Here is a 19,497-nt window from a genome sequence, read left to right as displayed (position 1 = left end):
AAAATTTGGCTGTTTTCTAAATGATTGTTGGTAGTTAACGATGTTTCGATTAATTTATTCAGTTGACGCGACTTTCATCATCTTGACAGAGAAGGAAGTACATTTCAGAGAAGGGGATAAAGCTTAATAGCACCCTCAATGACGCCGCTTTTGTTTCAGCCGCTTTAATTAGACAACAACATGCTTAGGGAAAGAGCTTTTTATTTTAAAGTAAAATGAATGAGTATTCATTCAAAATGCGATTGGAGGAAAATCATGAAGCATTCAATAAACAGTGCAGCTGTACTTGGATCTGGAGTTATGGGGTCAGGAATTGCGGCCCATCTGGCGAATTTAGGCATACCTGTAATCATGCTTGATATTGTGCCAAGGAATCTGACCAAGGAGGAAGAACAGAAAGGACTCACAATGGAACATCCGGCGGTTCGTAACCGGATTGCTGAGGCAAGTAAAAAAGCACTTCTGAAGCAAAAGCCATCTCCAATTACCACGAAAAAGAGTCTGGATCTGATAGCAACAGGAAATTTGGAAGACAATCTTGAACAGTTAACAGAGGTTGATTGGATTGTGGAAGTTGTGGTTGAAAATCTGGAAGTGAAGAAAAAGGTCTTTGCAACTATAGATAAGTATCGTAAAAAAGACACGATTGTGAGTTCCAACACCTCAGGTATATCGGTAGAAGCAATGATTGAAGATTGTTCCGAAAATATGAAAAGCCATTTTCTCGGTACCCATTTTTTCAATCCGCCGCGGTATTTGAAATTGCTGGAGGTCATTCCAACAACACATACGGACCCGAAAGTACTTTCTTTCATGAAACAGTTTGGTGAAGACGTGCTTGGAAAAGGTGTGGTCGAGGCGAAGAACACACCGAACTTCATTGCAAACCGGATCGGTACATACGGGCTGCTTGTAACAGTAAGGGAAATGCAAAGGGGTGGATACAGTGTAGGGGAAGTGGATTCTGTTACAGGACCACTTATTGGCCGTCCTAAGAGCGCTACATTTCGCACATTGGACGTAGTTGGGCTGGATACATTCAGCCACGTTGCAAAAAATGTGTATGATCAGGTGGATGGATCGGAAAAGGAAATATTCGATATACCAGATTTCATGAAAAAGATGCTGGAAAATGGCTGGTTTGGAGCGAAAAGCGGGCAGGGATTTTTCGTGAAAAGAAATCGCGTTATTTATGAATTGAATCCAGAAACATTGGAATATGAGGATCGAAAGCAGCTCAAAACGCCTGCAACGGAAATGGCAAGGCAGGAAAAAGGATCGCGCCGGAAATTGAAAGCGCTTGTATATGCAGAAGGGGATAAAGCAGGTGATTTTGTCTGGTCCGTGCTCAAACCCGTGCTTCTGTATTCGGCTGATCTGCTGGGCGAGATTGCAGACGATATTGTATCGATTGATCAGGCAATGAAATGGGGATTCGGCTGGGAACTTGGTCCTTTTGAAATTTGGGATGCCATCGGAGTACGCAAGTCAGCAGAACGGATGCTTGCAGAAGGAGAAAACTTGCCAGAATGGATCACCACCATGCTTGATAATGGAAATGAGGAATTTTACAAAACAGGGTCAGGTAAAGTTCAATTCTATAATGGCAGTGAATACGTATTGCAGAAGTTTAATAAGAAAGAAATTAATATAAAGAATCTGAAGGAAATTAATGGAGTCATCAAAGAAAATACAGGTGCCAGTTTAATAGATATGGGGGATGGCGTTGCTTTATTGGAGTTTCACTCAAAGAGCAATGCAATCGGACTTGATATCATTCAAATGGTGAATTACGCCATTGACGAAACAGCCAAAAACTATGAAGGGCTAGTTATCGGAAATCAAGGTAAAAATTTCTGTGTCGGTGCTAATCTGGCTATGATGCTGATGGAAGCGCAGGATGATAACTTTTACGAGCTGGACATGGTAATCCGTCAGTTTCAAAACATGGCGATGAATATTAAATATTCCAAGAAGCCCGTGGTTGCTGCTGCATTTAATATGACGCTTGGTGGTGGCGCAGAGGTTTCTCTGCCGGCAGCTGCCATTCAAGCATCACCAGAAACATATATTGGGCTGGTTGAATTTGGTGTCGGTTTAATACCGGGCGGCGGAGGTACAAAGGAGCTCTATTTAAAGCAACTACGCAACCTGCCGCAGGGCATAGATTTCGATTTAACGAAAATAGCAAATAACGTTTTTGAAAAAGTAGCGACTGCAGCCGTATCGACCTCCGCTGCTGAGGCATTGGAACATGGATTTTTGAACAAAAGGGATTTGATCAGTACCAATCCTGCCCACTTGTTATTTGATGCCAAACAAAGGGTGCTCTCGCTAGCGAAGTCCGGTTATACAAAACCGAGACAGGAAATGATTCCGGTCGTCGGAGATGCGGGATATGCAGCTATGCTGATGGGAGCGAAATCCTTGCAGTTCGGTGGTTACGCTTCCGAACATGATGTTAAAATAGCTGAAAAATTAGCCTATGTATTGTCTGGAGGGCGCGTCAAAGAAGGCACGCTGATTGATGAACAGGTAATGCTTGACCTGGAACGGGAAGCGTTTCTAAGCTTAATCGCTGAGCCGCTGACACAAGCCAGAATGCAGCACATGCTCGTTAAAGGAAAACCATTACGCAATTAATCAAAAAGGGGGAGAAGATGTGAAGGAAGCAGTTATCGTTGCAGGAGCAAGAACACCAGTTGGGAAGGCATTAAAAGGTTCGCTCTCAAACGCAAGACCAGATGATTTGGCGGCAATCACCGTAAAGGAAACACTTAAGCGTGCTGGAGACTATGACGGCAATATTGACGATCTTATTTTAGGATGCGCAACCCCTGAAGCAGAGCAGGGTATGAATATGGCCCGAAATGTGGCTGGTTTGGCTGGGCTAAAGAATGAAGTGCCGGGCATTACCATTAACCGTTATTGTTCTTCAGGATTGCAAAGCATCGCTTTTGCTGCTGAACGTATTATGGTTGGGGCCAGTGATGCAATCATTGCAGGCGGGGCTGAATCCATGAGTATGCTGCCAATGGGCGGGCATGTCTTAAAACCGAACCCGAAGCTTGTACAGGATGCACCAGGCTACTATATGGGGATGGGCCATACCGCTGAAGAAGTTGCCAATCGTTTTGGGATATCCAGGGAGGATCAGGATGCATTTGCAGTTCAAAGTCATCAGCGTGCAGCAAAAGCAATCGCAAGCGGGAAGTTTGTAGATGAAATCGTTTCTGTAGAAGTTACCGAGCGTGTAGTTGGCAAAAAGAACCAAATAGAAGAGAAAACTTCAATCTTTGAAATGGATGAAGGGGTCCGTCCTGGAACAACGGCTGATATTCTCGCAAAACTGCGGCCCGCTTTTCATGTGAAAGGTTCTGTAACTGCAGGGAATGCTTCACAAATGAGTGATGGTGCAGCATCGGTACTGCTAATGGACCGTGAGAAGGCAGAGGCAGAAGGGATGAAGCCATTATTGAAATTCCGCTCATTTGCAGTAGCAGGTGTGGAACCGGAAATCATGGGGGTGGGTCCTGTAGAGGCAATTCCAAAAGCATTGAAAATTGCCGGGCTGGAGCTTTCCGATATTGGTTTATTTGAACTGAATGAGGCTTTTGCTTCACAGTCCCTTAGAGTTATCCAGGCATTGGACCTGGACATGGATAAGGTCAATGTCAATGGAGGAGCCATCGCACTCGGTCATCCGCTTGGGTGCACGGGAACAAAATTAACATTGACATTGCTGCATGAAATGAAACGGAGAAACGAGCAATTCGGAATTGTAACCATGTGTATCGGAGGCGGGATGGGAGCGGCTGGAGTTTTCGAACTGCTATAGTTACTTCTATTTTCAAAGAAATTTATAAAATATGGATGGTAAAACGGATTAGCTAAATTCTTATAAAGGAAAGGGAGATATGAAATGAGTGAGACAAAGGAAAAATTATTCAAAGGTGGCGCTTTTCTAGTAGAGGACTTAAAAGGTGAGGACATCATTACGCCGGAAGATTTCACAGATGAGCATAAAATGATTGCCAAGACTACCGAGGAATTTGTTGTTGGAGAAGTCTTGCCGCTAATCGACCGCCTGGAAAATCATGAATTCGAACACTCTGTAGAGCTCTTGAAAAAAGCTGGTGAACTTGGATTGCTTGGTGCAGATGTGCCAGAGCAATATGGTGGACTCGCACTGGATAAAATCAGTTCATCATTAATTACCGAAAAGTTTTCCCGAGCAGGCGGTTTTTCAATCAGTCACGGGGCCCATGTGGGAATAGGATCACTGCCAATCGTATTCTTCGGCAATGACGAACAAAAGGAGAAATATTTGCCTAAGCTTGCTACCGGAGAATGGCTGGCAGCATATGCACTCACAGAACCAAGTTCAGGATCCGATGCACTTGGAGCGAAGACGACAGCCAAGTTGAACGATGCTGGCACACATTACATCCTAAATGGTGAAAAACAATGGATTACGAATTCAGCTTTTGCAGATGTCTTCGTCGTCTATGCCAAGATCGATGGAGAGCATTTTTCGGCATTCATTGTTGAACGTGAGTTTCCTGGAGTTTCAACAGGTGCTGAAGAGAAGAAGATGGGAATTAAGAGTTCATCCACACGTACATTGATATTAGAGGATGCAGAGATCCCTGTTGAAAATCTTTTAGGTGAAAAAGGGCGGGGGCATATCATAGCGTTCAACATATTGAATGTTGGCCGTTATAAACTTGCTGTTGGCGGTATTGGAGGATCTAAACGCGCTCTTGAACTCGCAGCGAAATATGTGAACGACCGCAAACAGTTCAACACACCAATATCCAGTTTTTCATTAACACAGGAAAAACTGGCCACCATGGCCGCAGGAATCTATGCAAATGAAAGTGCCGTATACCGGACGGTAGGTTTATTTGAACAGCGAATGGGTTCCTTGACGGATGAGCAGTTAAATGATGGCCGTGAAGTGGCAAGGGCAATTGCAGAGTATGCTATCGAATGTTCGATGAATAAATATATGGCAACAGAATTATTGGACTATACTGCTGATGAAGCTGTGCAATTGCATGGCGGATATGGGTTTATGCAGGAATATGAGGTGGAACGGATATATCGGGATTCCCGAATCAACCGCATTTTTGAAGGAACAAATGAGATAAACCGTCTGATTGTGCCTGGAACTCTTTTGAAGAAGGCAATGAAGGGTGAATTGCCATTATTGCAAAAAGCACAGGGATTACAGGAAGAATTATTGATGATGATGCCAGAGGAAGTTGGCACAGAGCCATTGGAACAGGAGAAATATTTGCTCCGCAATGCAAAGAAAATGGTCCTTCTGGGTGCAGGTCTTGCCGCACAGAAATATGGCAGGAAACTGGACAGCGAACAGGAAATTCTAGTTAATCTTGCCGATATGACTGCAGAAGTCTACAATATGGAATCGGCCATACTGCGGACAGAAAAGGCAATCAGCAAAACTGGAGAAGCGAAAAGCCAACAAAAGCTGCTCTATACGCAGATTTACGTTCAAGAAGCCTTCAATCGGATTGAAGCAGATGCAAAAGAAATATTGATTACAGTAGAAGAGGGAGATACACTGCGTACGATGCTTTCATCCTTGCGCAAGCTGACTCGCCATACACCGATAAATACAGTCGCAAAAAAACGTGAGGCGGCTGCAGGTATCATAAAAGAAGAAAAATATTATGTATAACAGATACAATTGGCTGTAATATTCGGAAGCACACAGATTCCATCTGTGTGCTTTTTCTATCGTTTATAAAATCATACGATTCATGGTATAATAATACCCAATAAAACCACCCCATGCGGCAACATGAAGTGGTTGCAATAGACCAACTCCAACATTAGGGTACAGCAGTGCTGAGTAATCCCTCATTACCTGGCTAAAGCATATGAGGGATTACTTTTTGTTTTCGGACATGATAAAGGCAATCAGCATACCGAATGAAAATACCAGCGTTAATACACCTTCCATATCCACTGGCAACACCTCCCTTCATGGATAGAATCCCTGAAGGTCAAAACGGGCGCCTGTAGTAACCCCTCATTAAAGCCAATCTATTGGTAACACAAGTATAACATGGCAGACCGCTTGTTCCTATAAACCAATAGATTATTTTTAGCGGATATCTTTAATGAAATCTTTCACTGAACCATGTTAGAATAACGATACATGACAATGATGGAGGTGTAACTTATGTCCTTAACATTTTATTGGTACCCAAACTGCGGCACATGCAAGAATGCCAAGAAATGGCTTGATGAAAATAATAAGGATTATACGAGTGTACATATTGTAGAGGAAACCCCAAGTAAAGAGGAAATCGTGGACCTGATGGAAAAAAGTGATCTTCCAGCCAAAAAATTCTTTAACACAAGCGGCAAGAAATACCGGGAGTTAAACATCAAAGAGAAAATCAAAGATGCAGGCACAGAGGAAATGGCAGCAATTCTGGCAACTGATGGAATGCTTTTGAAGCGTCCTATCGTAACAGACGGCAAAAAAGTTACGGTTGGTTTCAAAGCAGACAGTTTCGAGGAAAACTGGAAGTAACCAAACCAGGACTAGAAATAAAGGACATTAAAATGTATAGTTAAATAGGAATAAATTATTGGAGGGGGATAACAATGAGCTTACCACAGGACTTATTGTATTCGAAAGAACATGAATGGGTTAAGAAAGAGAATGGAAACGTAAGAATCGGTATTACTGATTTTGCCCAGGATGAGCTTGGTGACATCGTTTTCGTGGAACTCCCGGAGATCGGTGATGTGCTGACAGCAGATGAGCCATTCGGTAGTGTTGAATCGGTAAAAACAGTTTCTGAATTATATGCTCCAATTAGCGGGAAAGTTGTAGAAGTTAATGAAAATCTGGAAGATAGCCCGGAGTTTGTAAATGAATCTCCATATGAAAAAGCTTGGATGGTTGTTATTGAACCAGCTGCTGAATCAGAGCTTGAGGAATTGCTTTCACCTGCACAATACGGTGAATTAATAGAGGAATAACAGTTAATAGGCTGACTAACGCACCCAATTGTGTATAGTCAGCCCTATCTTTATCATATAATGTATGTAAATAAGCATCTTTCTTGCTTGCATAAGGAGTGCTATGTGATGATAACTGCTGAACCGGAGAAAGTAATTATTGTCGAAGGACTGACAGATAAACGGCAAATCGAGAAGGTTATCAACGACAATGTTACGATTGTTTGTACGAATGGGACACTTGGTGTAGAAAGATTCGATGAATTATTGGAGACATACGAATTGGATGAGAAAGATGTCTTTATACTTGTTGATGAGGATCAGTCAGGGATGAAATTAAGGAAACAGCTTGCCCGTGAACTTCCGCATGCCGAACACATTTATATTAGCAGCGAATATCGCGAAGTAGCGGCTACCCCGGAGAAAATCCTTGCAAATGCATTATTCAGCAAACATTTTTCTGTCCATCCCATATTCTTATTTTAACAAAGCTTAGGGTGGTATTTGTGCATCAAATTAGTAAAGAATTACTCAATCAGGAGAGAATGCTGTTATATATTTATACACCATTTTGCGGTACTTGCAGTGTTGCCAGAGCGATGCTGGAAAAAATCGAATCCGTGCACAGGGAGCATATTTTCTATGAAATGAATGCTTCCCTGCATCCGGATTTCATGCTGGAAAATAGGATAGAGAGTGTCCCCTGTCTGCTGATCAAGGAAGGGAATGTAATAAAGGAAAAGATTTATGCCTTCCAATCTACAGGGAATATCTATCGTTACCTAATGGAATACCGGCCGGAACTGTTTGCTAAGAAATAGAGAATAGGCACTCACCGGCCATCCATATTTACTATTGACAGAGATTGCTGGACATGCTACTATGGTGTCACTGATTTTAAAAATGAATAATTTCAAACTCTTATCTTGAGCGGTGGAGGGACTGGCCCTATGAAACCGCGGCAACCTTCAAATTCTAAATTTGAAAGGTGCCAATTCCTGCAAAGTAACACTTTGACAGATGAGGGAACGTAAGACTTAGATAATATAACGTCTTTCTGTTCTCGGGCAGATTTAGGCGTTTTTTGTTTTTTTACAAAACAACGGATGCAGAATTATTTGTGTAAAATACTATGGATACATAAACAAATGATTGTCCGGCGATCAGTAGGCTGGGCTCCCTAACTTCGTTCTTAACGCAGATAAAGGTTTGGTTCCATTCCTTTTACTATCTGTTAAGGCAATAGCGGACCACCAGTATTGAGTCAGGGTACGTTTTTTTACAGAGGAGGACAGACAGTGATTTCGATTGAGGGACTAAGCAAAATTTTTGCGTTAAACAAGAAAAAAATAACTGCTGTAGATGATTTGACCCTTCATATAGAAGAAGGTGAGATATATGGAGTGATTGGATACAGCGGAGCGGGTAAAAGTACGTTCGTACGCCTGCTTAATCGATTGGAGGAACCTTCATTCGGAAAGGTAACCATCGATAATCAGGAAATAACAGGATTAAGTACAAAGCAGCTTCGTCTGGCCAGACAGGACATTGGAATGATTTTTCAGCATTTTAACCTGCTTTGGTCGAGAACGGTTGCAGATAATATCGCATTTCCGCTTGAAATAGCGGGGATTCCTAAAGCAGAGCGCGCTGAACGGGTACAGCAGCTGATTGATCTTGTTGGACTTAGCGGCCGAGAGAAGGCATATCCTTCCCAGCTGAGCGGTGGGCAGAAACAGCGTGTCGGCATTGCACGGGCATTGGCGAATAATCCAAAGGTATTGCTGTGTGATGAGGCGACATCTGCATTGGACCCAGAAACGACAAACTCCATTCTCAATTTATTGATGGATATCAATCAGAAGTTCGGGTTGACGATTATTCTCATTACCCATGAAATGCATGTCATTCGTAAAATTTGTAATAAGGTTGCTGTCATGGAGCAAGGGAAAATTGTCGAACAGGGGCAAGTGCTTGATGTTTTCACCCATCCAAAGCAACAGGTGACAAAGAAATTCGTGGAACAGATTATGGGTGCGAGTGAGCAGGATGATGATATTTCAGAACTGATCAGCACCTATAGTGATGGTAAGCTGCTAAGATTGCACTTTATTGGAGAGACAACAAACCAGGCTCTGATTAGCCAGGTGGCGAAGAAATTCAATGTAGAAATAAATATTTTACAGGGGAAGATAACCCAGACAAAGGCTGGCGGGTATGGAACACTATTCATCCAGGTTAAAGGGGAAGATGAAGAAATCGAAACGGCAGTTCGCTTTGTTCAGGAAGAAACCTCGGTAGAAGTGGAGGTTATCCCAAATGTTGACTAATTTATTTCCGAATATAGATATGGAGGATTTCTGGGTTGCTATCTATGAGACATTCTATATGACGATTCTTGCCTTAATCGGAACGTGCATTTTAGGTCTTGTTTTAGGATTGCTTTTGTATCTGACAACCAAAGATGGAATCTGGCAAAATAAATATATTAATTTAATTGTGGCAGCCTTTGTTAATATATTCCGGGCGATCCCCTTTATTATATTGATATTACTGCTTTTCCCATTTACAGATTTTCTGATAGGGACAATAAGGGGACCGAATGCAGCGCTTCCTGCATTGATTATCGGTTCTGCGCCATTTTACGGCAGACTTGTTGAAATTGCACTTAAAGAAGTGGATAAAGGAGTCGTTGAGGCTGCCAAAGCAATGGGCTCCAAAACAAGCACAATCATTTTTAAAGTGCTTGTACCGGAATCCATGCCCGCTCTTGTTTCGGGCTTAACCGTGACGGCGATATCATTGATCGGCTATACAGCAATGGCTGGAGTTATTGGTGCAGGGGGACTTGGTAACTATGCATATTATTTCGGATTCCAGCGCCGGGATTTTGATGTTGTTTTCCTTTGTACCATCGTGATTGTAATCATCGTTTTTATTTTCCAATTTATTGGTGACTTTATTACAAACAAGCTGGATAAGAGATAAGTTTTTTTGATTGAAAATCGGCTAAGGCCATTTCAGATATATACAACGTACAGAAGAAGGAGAGAATGTTCATGAAAAAGTTTCTTGTATTATTAGCTATAGCATTTGTACTATTCCTAGCTGCTTGTGGAGGAAATGACTCAGATGATGGGTCAAATGAAATTACGGTAGGGGCATCAAGTGTTCCGCATGCGGAGATACTGGAAGAGGCTAAACCGTTATTGGAAGAAGAAGGAATCACGTTAAATATAGAAGAGTATCAGGATTATGTATTACCGAATGACGATCTGGATAACGGCACACTGGATGCAAACTACTTCCAGCATATTCCGTACCTGGAGCAAACAGTAGAAGATACAGGGTATGAGATTGAGTCAATCGGCGATATCCATGTGGAACCTATGGGTGTCTATTCCAAGAATATCTCCAGCACAGAGGATATTCCAGAAGGCACAGAGGTAATTCTAAGCAATTCCATTGCAGAACATGGCCGCATTCTATCCTTGTTTGAACAAGAAGGATTAATCACCTTGGATGAAAGTGTAGAAAAATCAGCTGCAACAATAGATGATATCGTGGAGAATCCAAAAAATCTGACTTTCTCACCAGACTACGAGCCGGCATTTTTGCCTGAGCTCTATGAATCAGAAGAAGATGCTTTAGTTGTAATCAATACAAACTATGCAATTGGAGCAGGATTAAGTCTGCTTGAGGATGCGCTGTTCACTGAAGGTGAAGAATCAGAGTATTTCAATGTTATTGCCGTAAGATCTGAAGACAAAGACAATGAAGCATTAAATAAGCTGGTTGACGTTTTACAATCAGAAGAGATTCAGAACTTCATGATTGAGAATTACGAAGGCGCAGTTGTGCCGGTCGGCGACGAAAACGAATCAGCTGAATAATAGTTGGCCGTCAGTTTCCTGTTGTTGCAAAGTGTATGATTCCTTTCAGCTCTTCTGTCTTATGAAATGTGGTTTAAACCAAAGTTGAATAGGGAATCGTCCTTTTGGAAATGATGAAACAAAATCGAAAGGATGGTTCCCGATTAATAGCGGAATGGATTTAAATTATACGTCGGAAATGGAAAAGGGATTAGCTCAATCACGTCATATTGGACATGAGGAATATGGCAGAAAACTCGATAAGCGCATCGAGGTTGAGAAACAGCGTGAACAGGAATATAAAGAAGCCAAAAAGATTGCCGCTGAAATGGATAGCCAACTACCTAAGTAAAGATCTGAAATGCCGAAGCTCATTTTTTGAGCTTCGGCATTTTTTGGTTTATCCTGTACATATTGCAGATATGAAATGGGACATGGCGGTACTCATTAAAGATATGCTATTTTTCAATTAGACCAACTTGGAAAAGTGGGAAAAAATCCCCGTAATCTGCTAATCTAAAAGAGTTGATAATTAATTTGAAATGCTTTAAGATTATAATGAGAATAAATTAAGAATGGATGTAATTCCATTTAAAATCTAGAAAATACAGTATTTGGAGGTATAAGTTATGTCAGGATCAGTTTTAGAAATTAAGAATCTTCATGTATCCATTGAAGACAAAGAGATATTAAAGGGTGTTAACCTTACAATAAAGGGTGGAGAATTCCACGCAATTATGGGACCTAACGGAACAGGTAAATCAACACTTGCCTCTGCAATCATGGGTCATCCAAAATATGAAGTTACCGAAGGAAGCATTCTTCTGGATGGTGAAGACGTACTTGAAATGGAAGTTGATGAGCGCGCACTTGCCGGACTTTTCCTTGCAATGCAATACCCAAGTGAAATCAGCGGTGTAACTACTTCAGATTTCCTTCGTTCAGCAATCAATGCACGTCGTGAAGAAGGCGACGAAGTATCATTGATGAAATTCATTAAAGAATTGGATAAAGATCTTGATTTCCTTGAAATTGATCAGAACATGGCTACACGCTATTTAAACGAAGGCTTCTCTGGCGGAGAGAAAAAACGTAATGAAATTCTTCAATTGATGCAGTTGAAGCCTGCCATTGCAATTTTAGATGAGATTGACTCCGGTTTGGATATTGATGCCTTGAAAGTTGTATCAAAAGGAATCAATAAAATGCGCGACGATAATTTTGGTTGCTTAATCATTACCCACTATCAGCGCTTATTAAACTATATTACACCGGATTTCGTCCACGTTATGATGCAAGGCCGGGTTGTTAAATCTGGTGGACCTGAGTTAGCGAAACGCCTGGAAGAAGAAGGCTATGAGTGGATTAAAGAAGAGCTTGGTATCGAAGACGAAACAGTGGAACAAAACGCGTAACGTTAGGAGGGGTAATATGACTGTTGAAACAAAATTTCCATTTGATAAAGAATATATAAACCAGTTTTCCGAAGAACGAAATGAGCCAAAATGGATGAAATCGTTACGCGTGAACGCATTAGAACTAGCTGAAACACTTGAAATGCCAAAACCTGATAAAACAAAAATCGGTAAATGGAATTTCAGCAAGTTCAAACATGAGTTCACTTCAGGTGATGCGGTATCCTCCATTAAGGATTTGCCTGCAGAGATGCAAGCCTATTTTGACGGAGAAAATATTACAGAGAACCTTTTGATTCAGCGGAATCATTCTGTAGCATATGCGACATTAAATGAAGAGCTTAAAGCAAAAGGTGTCATCTTCACGGATATTTTCACTGCATTGAATGAATACAGTGAGCTGGTGGAAAAATATTACATGAAGGATGCTGTAGCTGTTGATCAGAACCGTTTAACGGCACTTCATGCAGCATTAATGAACGGTGGGATATTTGTTTATATTCCGAAAAATGTTCAGGTTGAAGAACCATTGCAGGCTATTTTCTGGCAGGAAGATCATGAAACAGCACTGTTCAATCACGTATTGGTTGTAGCAGAAGAGGGCAGTTCCCTTACTTATGTAGAAAATTATATTTCACAAAATGCTGAACAAGAAACTGTAGCAAATATAATAACCGAAGTATTCGCGCATGATAATGCACAGGTAGCATATGGAGCGGTTGATAATTTTGCTGCTGGAACGACAACATATGTAAACCGTCGCGGAGTCGCCGAGCGTGATGCGAAACTGGACTGGGCTTTGGGACAAATGAATGACGGAAATACAGTTTCTGAAAATATTACGTATTTGCTCGGTGATAATGCTACTTCTGAAGCAAAAGCCGTTTCGGTAGGACGCGGCAAACAAACACAGAATTTCACATCAAGCATCCGTCAGTATGGAAAGCAAACAGATGCATATATCTTACAGCGTGGAGTTATGAAAGGCAGTGCAACAACAATCTTCAATGCGATTGGTAAAATAGAGCACGGTGGATCGAAATCGAATTCCGAGCAGGAATCCCGTGTACTTATGTTAAGTGAAAATGCACGCGGAGATGCAAATCCAATTCTTCTGATTGATGAAGATGATGTTACTGCAGGCCATGCTGCATCTGTAGGACGTGTTGACCCGCTTCAAATGTATTATCTGATGAGCCGCGGATTGAAGCAGGAAGAGGCAGAACGTCTTGTTATTCATGGTTTCTTAGCACCTGTTGTATCTCAAATTCCTATTGAATCTGTAAGGAAGCAATTGACACAGGTAATTGAAAGGAAAGTTAATTAATGGATATTAAAGCCATTAAAGACCAATTTCCTATCTTAAATCAGGAAGTCAATGGACATCCATTAGTATATCTTGACTCATCGGCAACATCACAAAAGCCATTATCTGTCATCGAGGCAGTCAACCAATATTACCGTGAGGATAACTCGAATGTTCACCGCGGTGTGCATACCCTTGGTACAAGGGCAACGGATAAATATGAGGGAGCCCGTGAAAAGGTTCGCGGATTTATCAATGCGGAGAGTACAGCAGAGATTATTTTCACTCGTGGAACGACTACATCGATTAACACGGTTGCATATAGTTATGCACGAGCCAACCTAAAAGCAGGCGATGAAATTGTGATTACGCCAATGGAGCATCATAGCAATATCATTCCTTGGCAGCAAGCGGCAAAAGCAACTGGTGCAACATTGAAATACATTCCATTGCAAAGTGATGGTACGATTTCATTGGATGATGTCCGTTCTACGGTTACTGAAAACACTAAATTAGTTGCTGTTACCCATGTTTCCAATGTACTTGGCACAATCAATCCGATTAAGGAAATTGCCAGGATAACACATGAAAAAGGTGCAGTGATCTTAATTGACGGTGCGCAGGGCGCTCCGCATATTAAAGTGGATGTTGCAGATTTGGACTGTGATTTCTATGCCTTCTCAGGACATAAAATGTGTGCTCCAACTGGTATTGGGGTATTGTATGGTAAGAGAGAACTTTTGGAAAACATGGAACCAGTAGAATTTGGCGGTGAAATGATTGATTTTGTCAATCTCTATGATTCCACATGGAAAGAGCTTCCATGGAAGTTTGAAGGCGGGACACCGATTATTGCAGGTGCTATTGGTCTTGGTGCAGCAATAGATTTTATTACAGAGGTCGGCCAGGAAAATATTCTGGCACATGAACAGAAATTAGCAGATTACGCAATGGAACAATTGCGGTCAATCGATGATCTTACCATATATGGTCCTGAAAAACGCGCAGGACTGGTTACATTTAATCTAGATGATGTGCATCCGCATGATACTGCAACAGTGCTTGATTCTGAAGGTATCGCAGTACGTGCCGGCCATCATTGTGCACAGCCATTGATGAAATGGTTAAGTGTTTCAGCTACTGCACGCGCAAGCTTTTATCTCTATAATACCGAAGAAGATATTGACTTGCTTGTGAATGGACTGTTAAAAACAAAGGAGTATTTTGGGAATGTCTTTAAATAACCTCGATACACTTTACCGACAAGTTATTATGGATCATTATAAAAATCCGAGAAACCGGGGAAATATTGATGGTGATTCCATCACAGTCGATATGAACAATCCCACATGCGGTGACCGGATTCAACTGCAAATGCAGGTCGAAGATGGTATCGTGAAGAATGCCAAATTCGATGGGGAAGGCTGTTCAATCAGTATGTCATCTGCTTCCATGATGACCCAGGCGGTAAAAGGGAAGAAAGTGGAGGACGCTCTAAGAATGTCCCATGAATTCTCTGAAATGATGCTTGGAAAAGATGTAGATACAGAGGGATTTGATTTGGAAGATATTGAAGCACTGCAAGGTGTCTCCAAGTTCCCTGCAAGGATCAAGTGTGCAACCTTGGCATGGAAGGCAATGGAAAAGGGTGTACGCGAAGATTAAGGTATGTAGTATTAAAATACCAAGAGGAGGTATTATGAATGGCTAAAAAAATGCCGGAAATGGAAGAATATAAATATGGATTTCATGATAAAGACGTCTCTATTTTCCGTACTGAAAGAGGCTTAACACGCAGAGTCGTTGAAGAAATCTCCAAAATGAAAGAAGAACCTCAATGGATGCTGGATTATCGTCTGAAAGCATTGGAGCATTTCTACGAACGCCCAATGCCGCAATGGGGTGGAGATCTTTCCGGACTGGATTTCGATGAGATTGTCTATTATGTAAAACCATCTGAGAAGCAAGGTAAGACTTGGGATGAAGTACCAGAGGAAATCAAACAGACTTTTGACAAATTGGGAATCCCTGAAGCGGAACAAAAATACTTGGCTGGTGTGTCAGCACAGTATGAATCAGAGGTTGTCTATCACAGCCTGAAAGAAGACCTTCAGGAGCTCGGAATTGTATTTAAAGATACAGATACAGCATTAAAGGAAAATGAGGATCTTTTCAAAGAATATTTTGGTAAAGTAATCCCTTATTCAGACAATAAATTTGCTGCATTGAACTCAGCAGTATGGTCTGGCGGATCCTTTATTTATGTACCAAAAGGCGTACAGACTACTACACCGCTGCAGGCATACTTCCGAATTAACTCAGAAAACATGGGACAATTTGAAAGAACGCTGATCATTGTGGATGAAGGTGCTTCTGTACACTATGTGGAAGGCTGTACAGCGCCTGTTTATACAACTAATTCACTTCATAGTGCGGTTGTTGAAATCATTGTTAAAAAAGATGCGTATTGCCGTTATACAACGATTCAAAACTGGGCAAACAATGTCTATAACCTGGTTACAAAACGTGCAGTGTGTGATGCCAATGCCACAATGGAATGGATTGATGGTAATATTGGGTCCAAATTGACCATGAAATATCCAGCAATCTTATTAAAAGGTGAAGGTGCACGTGGTAACACGTTGTCCATTGCCATTGCTGGTAAAGGCCAATTGCAGGATGCCGGTGCTAAAATGCATCACTTGGCGCCAAATACGTCGTCGACTATTGTATCCAAATCTATTTCCAAGCAAGGTGGTAAAGTATCTTATCGCGGCCTTGTTCATTTTGGACGTAAAGCAGATGGAGCACGTGCGAACATCGAATGTGATACGTTAATCATGGATAATGAATCGACTTCTGATACTATTCCATACAATGAAATTCACAATGATAACATTTCTCTGGAGCATGAAGCGAAAGTTTCCAAAGTGTCTGAGGAGCAATTATTCTACCTGATGAGTAGAGGATTGTCTGAAGAAGAAGCGACAGAAATGATCGTTATGGGCTTCATTGAACCATTCACGAAAGAACTACCAATGGAATATGCCGTCGAAATGAATCGATTAATCAAATTCGAGATGGAAGGCAGTATTGGTTAAAAGAGAAATAGCCTTTTTATAACAAGGCTTTGAGAGGTTTTTATAAAGTATGAAATTATCGGCGTGCCGATTTTATGCCGATTTGAATTTATCTTTTAGTGTAGGAGGCGAACTTTTTAAGTTCGTCTTCTTCTATTTTTTCAGTAATATCCAGATAAGTGTCCGCCGTTGTTTTATGGACTTATGCCCCAAGCGATTTGATACATATATAAGGCTTACACCTGATTCGAGAAGCAGTACAGCGTGTGTATGTCTAATACCATGTGTGCCTTTATCATTAACACCTGCTTTTTTTATTGTAATAGGTTTTACTATTTGAAATAATTGTTATTGAACGAACAGGAGAGGTAATTTAACAAACAATTAGGGATATGTGTTACCAAATATGCAAAGGGGGTGCAAAAATGAAGAATATTTTTAATCAATCACATGCAGAGGAAATTTTAAACCGAATTGACAATTTAAGTCCAAATTCAAAACCGCAATGGGGTAAAATGGATGTAGCCAAAATGCTGGCACATTGTTCATCCTTTCAAGACATTGCAATGGGAAACACTTCTCCTTCGAGAGGTTGGTTAGGGATATTAATTGGAAAGTTCGTAAAACCAATTTTTTATAATGACAAGCCACTAGCCCAAAACATGTCAACAATCCCTGCCATTATAATTGTAGATGAAAAAGAATTTCAAACCGAAAAGGAAAAGTTAAAACATAAAATAATGATGTTTCAAAATAATGGCCCTCAAAAGTGTACAAATCATCCACATCCTTTTTTCGGTAAACTTACTTCCGAGCAATGGGGAAAAGGAATTTATAAGCATCTTGACCATCATTTAAAACAGTTTGGTGTTTAGTAAAACCAATGTGGAGACTTTTTTCACTAGCGGGAGCATTATTACTTCAATAAGACCCTTCAAACTGTCCTGCTTATCATCTGCGCTCGCATATAATGTATTCCCACACCCGACAGACACACGCATATTTATTCTTTTTCTGGATCACATCGAGAAAAATTTACCCAATTATCTTGTCGCTGATGCAAGTTATGGAAGTGAACAGAATTAAAAAGATGCCACCGAGAACCGAAAACTTACTCCGCTGATTACATGTAGCATGTATCGGAAAGAAAAAGAAAGATAAGGTTAACGCGTTTAACCTAGCCAATTGAGAATATAGAGAAGAAGACGACTCATTTACCTGTCCGAATGGTAAAAAATTGGAATTCCAATATCTATCCAATCGAACTGGCAAATATGGTTTACATGTTAATACCCATCCATTCGACAAATTTCGGGGAGTGACAGGCACTGTGATATAATGGTTTATGAATGTTTATCCTGAGGGGTTATATAAATGGAAGAGAAACTTTACTTTTATTATACGAATGATTTACATAGTAACTTTGAACAGTGGCCAAGAGTGACCGGATTTTTAAAAACGAAAAAAATCTGCGTCAGCGTAATGGGGAATCGAACTGGATCATTGATATTGGTGATCATGTTGATCGTTCCCATCCGATAACGGAAGCCTCTATGGGTAAATCCAATGTGCAGCTTCTTAATGATGCAGGCTATGATTTTGCAACGATAGGGAACAATGAAGGGATTACTTTATCACATGATGATCTCTATCATTTATATGATGAAGCAGAATTTCAGGTTGTCTGTGCCAATTTGACGAGCCTTGATGATATCGTTCCACCATGGCTGCAGCAAACAATTAATCTGCAGACAGTCAATGGCATAAAAATAGGAATGATTGGTTTGACTGCACCATTTAATGCATTTTATGAATTGCTGAATTGGCATGTCACACCAGAATTTGATGCGCTTGATAAGCATATCGCCAAATTGAAAGCATCAGCCGATATCATTATTGTATTGTCGCACCTAGGGATAAGTGTCGATCAGGAGATTGCAAGAAGATATGATGATATTGACGTAATTATCGGTGGACATACCCACCATCTGATAAAAGACGGTGAATATATAAATAATGCGGTGATCACCGCAGCGGGCAAGCATTGTTCCTATATTGGAGAAGTCGTCCTAACATGGAGTCATGAGAAGAAAAAGCTCGTGAAGAAAGAGGCATATGCCACAGATATCACAGAGGTGGCGAAAGACATGCAAACAGAGCGGAAAATCCACAAGATGCAACTGAAAGCAGAAGCATTTCTAAGTGAAAAAGTGGTGCATCTTGATAAGCCATTAGAAGTCAGCTGGTATACCGAAACAAAGGTAATGGAGGAATTGACAAATACAATCAGGGAATGGACAGAGGCAGATGCTGCCATGCTTAATTCCGGGCTGCTGCTGGATGGCTTGCCGGCGGGGAACGTCACCTATAGAGACGTTCATCGTATCTGTCCGCATCCAATCAATCCCGTTGTTGTCGACCTTAAGGGGGCGGAACTGATTGAAGTGATCCGTGCGTCGCTTTCTAAGGAGTTTATGGAGTATAGATTAAAAGGATTTGGTTTCAGGGGTGAAATGCTTGGAAGGATGGTTTTCTCCGGACTTGAAGTTGTGACGGGATTACACAAAGACGGTAATGAATATGTCCAGCAGGTGATGCTGGACAATGGTCAGCCTGTCGATCCGGATAAGACATATTATATCGCTACAGCCGATACCTTTACATTCGGGAGACTCTTACCCGAAATTGCCAAATCGAATACAAAGCAGTATTTTGTGCCGGAGTTTTTAAGGGATTTGCTTGCCGATACATTACGCAAAAAATTCGGCTAGGAGCAGTCATTCAAGCCCGTTTCAGTCAGGATTGTGACACGATGCCTC

At 41.2% G+C, this 19,497-nt stretch carries 19 protein-coding genes, 1 pseudogene and 1 riboswitch; of the genes and pseudogenes, 19 read left to right on the top strand and 1 reads right to left on the bottom strand.

Annotated features, from left to right (window positions below; all coding sequences use genetic code 11):
- Positions 1-255: 255 nt before the first annotated feature.
- The 16 genes from OMHG_RS00695 to sufB all read left to right on the top strand — a co-directional run bounded on the left by OMHG_RS00695 (position 256) and on the right by sufB (position 16,699).
- Positions 256-2,643, top strand: coding sequence for a 3-hydroxyacyl-CoA dehydrogenase/enoyl-CoA hydratase family protein (locus tag OMHG_RS00695; RefSeq protein ID WP_010647391.1), 2,388 nt, complete (start codon positions 256-258; stop codon positions 2,641-2,643).
- Between the two features lie 19 nt (positions 2,644-2,662).
- Entirely contained in the window at positions 2,663-3,838 is a 1,176-nt protein-coding gene (locus tag OMHG_RS00690; protein ID WP_010647390.1) for an acetyl-CoA C-acetyltransferase, read from the top strand.
- 84 nt (positions 3,839-3,922) lie between these two features.
- Positions 3,923-5,707 carry an acyl-CoA dehydrogenase family protein gene (locus tag OMHG_RS00685; RefSeq protein ID WP_010647388.1) on the top strand — a complete coding sequence of 595 codons (1,785 nt, stop codon included), beginning with the start codon at positions 3,923-3,925 and terminating at the stop codon, positions 5,705-5,707.
- Positions 5,708-6,214: 507 nt separating this feature from the next.
- On the top strand, positions 6,215-6,571 hold the full coding sequence (locus tag OMHG_RS00680; RefSeq protein WP_010647387.1) for an arsenate reductase family protein: 357 nt from the start codon (positions 6,215-6,217) through the stop codon (positions 6,569-6,571).
- A gap of 74 nt (positions 6,572-6,645) precedes the next feature.
- Entirely contained in the window at positions 6,646-7,026 is a 381-nt protein-coding gene (gcvH, locus tag OMHG_RS00675; RefSeq protein ID WP_010647385.1) for a glycine cleavage system protein GcvH, read from the top strand.
- Positions 7,027-7,134: 108 nt separating this feature from the next.
- Positions 7,135-7,491, top strand: coding sequence for a toprim domain-containing protein (locus OMHG_RS00670; RefSeq protein ID WP_010647383.1), 357 nt, complete (start codon positions 7,135-7,137; stop codon positions 7,489-7,491).
- A 20-nt stretch (positions 7,492-7,511) separates the two neighbouring features.
- Positions 7,512-7,826, top strand: a complete 315-nt coding sequence (locus OMHG_RS00665; protein WP_044476662.1) for a thioredoxin family protein — start codon at positions 7,512-7,514, stop codon at positions 7,824-7,826.
- 97 nt (positions 7,827-7,923) lie between these two features.
- Positions 7,924-8,032: riboswitch (SAM riboswitch) on the top strand.
- Positions 8,033-8,303: 271 nt separating this feature from the next.
- Complete coding sequence (locus tag OMHG_RS00660; RefSeq protein ID WP_010647379.1) at positions 8,304-9,335, top strand: methionine ABC transporter ATP-binding protein; 1,032 nt, start codon at positions 8,304-8,306, stop codon at positions 9,333-9,335.
- Complete coding sequence (locus tag OMHG_RS00655; RefSeq protein ID WP_010647377.1) at positions 9,325-9,993, top strand: methionine ABC transporter permease; 669 nt, start codon at positions 9,325-9,327, stop codon at positions 9,991-9,993. The genes OMHG_RS00660 and OMHG_RS00655 overlap by 11 nt, the downstream gene beginning before the upstream one ends.
- Positions 9,994-10,064: 71 nt before the next feature.
- Positions 10,065-10,898: a MetQ/NlpA family ABC transporter substrate-binding protein gene (locus OMHG_RS00650; RefSeq protein ID WP_010647376.1), complete on the top strand. Its 834-nt coding sequence runs from the start codon at positions 10,065-10,067 to the stop codon at positions 10,896-10,898.
- Between the two features lie 154 nt (positions 10,899-11,052).
- Positions 11,053-11,229 (top strand): YuzK family famiily protein, encoded by a 177-nt coding sequence (locus OMHG_RS18660; protein WP_010647374.1) that lies wholly within the window; start codon positions 11,053-11,055, stop codon positions 11,227-11,229.
- Between the two features lie 277 nt (positions 11,230-11,506).
- Entirely contained in the window at positions 11,507-12,292 is a 786-nt protein-coding gene (sufC, locus tag OMHG_RS00645) for a Fe-S cluster assembly ATPase SufC (RefSeq protein ID WP_010647372.1), read from the top strand.
- A 16-nt stretch (positions 12,293-12,308) separates the two neighbouring features.
- Positions 12,309-13,619, top strand: coding sequence for a Fe-S cluster assembly protein SufD (gene sufD, locus OMHG_RS00640; RefSeq protein WP_010647370.1), 1,311 nt, complete (start codon positions 12,309-12,311; stop codon positions 13,617-13,619).
- Positions 13,619-14,842: a cysteine desulfurase gene (locus OMHG_RS00635; protein WP_010647368.1), complete on the top strand. Its 1,224-nt coding sequence runs from the start codon at positions 13,619-13,621 to the stop codon at positions 14,840-14,842. Before sufD ends, OMHG_RS00635 begins: the two co-directional genes overlap by 1 nt.
- Positions 14,829-15,263, top strand: coding sequence for a Fe-S cluster assembly sulfur transfer protein SufU (gene sufU / locus OMHG_RS00630; protein ID WP_010647366.1), 435 nt, complete (start codon positions 14,829-14,831; stop codon positions 15,261-15,263). Before OMHG_RS00635 ends, sufU begins: the two co-directional genes overlap by 14 nt.
- A gap of 38 nt (positions 15,264-15,301) precedes the next feature.
- On the top strand, positions 15,302-16,699 hold the full coding sequence (sufB, locus tag OMHG_RS00625) for a Fe-S cluster assembly protein SufB (RefSeq protein ID WP_010647364.1): 1,398 nt from the start codon (positions 15,302-15,304) through the stop codon (positions 16,697-16,699).
- A 132-nt stretch (positions 16,700-16,831) separates the two neighbouring features.
- Here sufB and OMHG_RS18855 read toward each other — a convergent pair whose 3' ends face one another.
- Positions 16,832-16,936, bottom strand: coding sequence for a hypothetical protein (locus tag OMHG_RS18855; RefSeq protein ID WP_237566139.1), 105 nt, complete (start codon positions 16,934-16,936; stop codon positions 16,832-16,834).
- Positions 16,937-17,103: 167 nt separating this feature from the next.
- Here OMHG_RS18855 and OMHG_RS00620 point away from each other — a divergent pair, with 167 nt between their 5' ends.
- From OMHG_RS00620 to OMHG_RS00615, 3 genes and pseudogenes are all read left to right on the top strand, one after another.
- Positions 17,104-17,553 carry a DUF1569 domain-containing protein gene (locus OMHG_RS00620; protein WP_010647363.1) on the top strand — a complete coding sequence of 150 codons (450 nt, stop codon included), beginning with the start codon at positions 17,104-17,106 and terminating at the stop codon, positions 17,551-17,553.
- A gap of 85 nt (positions 17,554-17,638) precedes the next feature.
- Positions 17,639-17,957 (top strand): annotated as a pseudogene (locus tag OMHG_RS18850) (IS5/IS1182 family transposase); the annotation flags it as partial.
- A 151-nt stretch (positions 17,958-18,108) separates the two neighbouring features.
- Positions 18,109-19,449, top strand: coding sequence for a bifunctional metallophosphatase/5'-nucleotidase (locus tag OMHG_RS00615; protein ID WP_010647360.1), 1,341 nt, complete (start codon positions 18,109-18,111; stop codon positions 19,447-19,449).
- Positions 19,450-19,497 lie beyond the last annotated feature (48 nt).

It is taken from the genome of Oceanobacillus massiliensis str. N'diop (genome assembly GCF_000285495.1).
Lineage (GTDB): Bacteria > Bacillota > Bacilli > Bacillales > Amphibacillaceae > Oceanobacillus > Oceanobacillus massiliensis.
Note: the sequence above shows the minus strand (reverse complement) of the source record. Positions and strands in the feature narration are given on the sequence as shown.

What these genes read in the sequence shown, in the direction of transcription:
- OMHG_RS00685 (WP_010647388.1), top strand. Translation starts at nt 3,923, where the DNA reads ATGAGTGAGACAAAGGAAAAATTATTCAAAGGTGGCGCTTTTCTAGTA.
- OMHG_RS00655 (WP_010647377.1), top strand. Translation starts at nt 9,325, where the DNA reads ATGTTGACTAATTTATTTCCGAATATAGATATGGAGGATTTCTGGGTT.
- OMHG_RS00695 (WP_010647391.1), top strand. Translation starts at nt 256, where the DNA reads ATGAAGCATTCAATAAACAGTGCAGCTGTACTTGGATCTGGAGTTATG.
- sufB (WP_010647364.1), top strand. Translation starts at nt 15,302, where the DNA reads ATGGCTAAAAAAATGCCGGAAATGGAAGAATATAAATATGGATTTCAT.
- OMHG_RS00670 (WP_010647383.1), top strand. Translation starts at nt 7,135, where the DNA reads ATGATAACTGCTGAACCGGAGAAAGTAATTATTGTCGAAGGACTGACA.
- OMHG_RS00635 (WP_010647368.1), top strand. Translation starts at nt 13,619, where the DNA reads ATGGATATTAAAGCCATTAAAGACCAATTTCCTATCTTAAATCAGGAA.
- OMHG_RS18660 (WP_010647374.1), top strand. Translation starts at nt 11,053, where the DNA reads ATGGATTTAAATTATACGTCGGAAATGGAAAAGGGATTAGCTCAATCA.
- sufD (WP_010647370.1), top strand. Translation starts at nt 12,309, where the DNA reads ATGACTGTTGAAACAAAATTTCCATTTGATAAAGAATATATAAACCAG.
- sufC (WP_010647372.1), top strand. Translation starts at nt 11,507, where the DNA reads ATGTCAGGATCAGTTTTAGAAATTAAGAATCTTCATGTATCCATTGAA.
- OMHG_RS00680 (WP_010647387.1), top strand. Translation starts at nt 6,215, where the DNA reads ATGTCCTTAACATTTTATTGGTACCCAAACTGCGGCACATGCAAGAAT.
- gcvH (WP_010647385.1), top strand. Translation starts at nt 6,646, where the DNA reads ATGAGCTTACCACAGGACTTATTGTATTCGAAAGAACATGAATGGGTT.
- OMHG_RS00650 (WP_010647376.1), top strand. Translation starts at nt 10,065, where the DNA reads ATGAAAAAGTTTCTTGTATTATTAGCTATAGCATTTGTACTATTCCTA.
- OMHG_RS00620 (WP_010647363.1), top strand. Translation starts at nt 17,104, where the DNA reads ATGAAGAATATTTTTAATCAATCACATGCAGAGGAAATTTTAAACCGA.
- sufU (WP_010647366.1), top strand. Translation starts at nt 14,829, where the DNA reads ATGTCTTTAAATAACCTCGATACACTTTACCGACAAGTTATTATGGAT.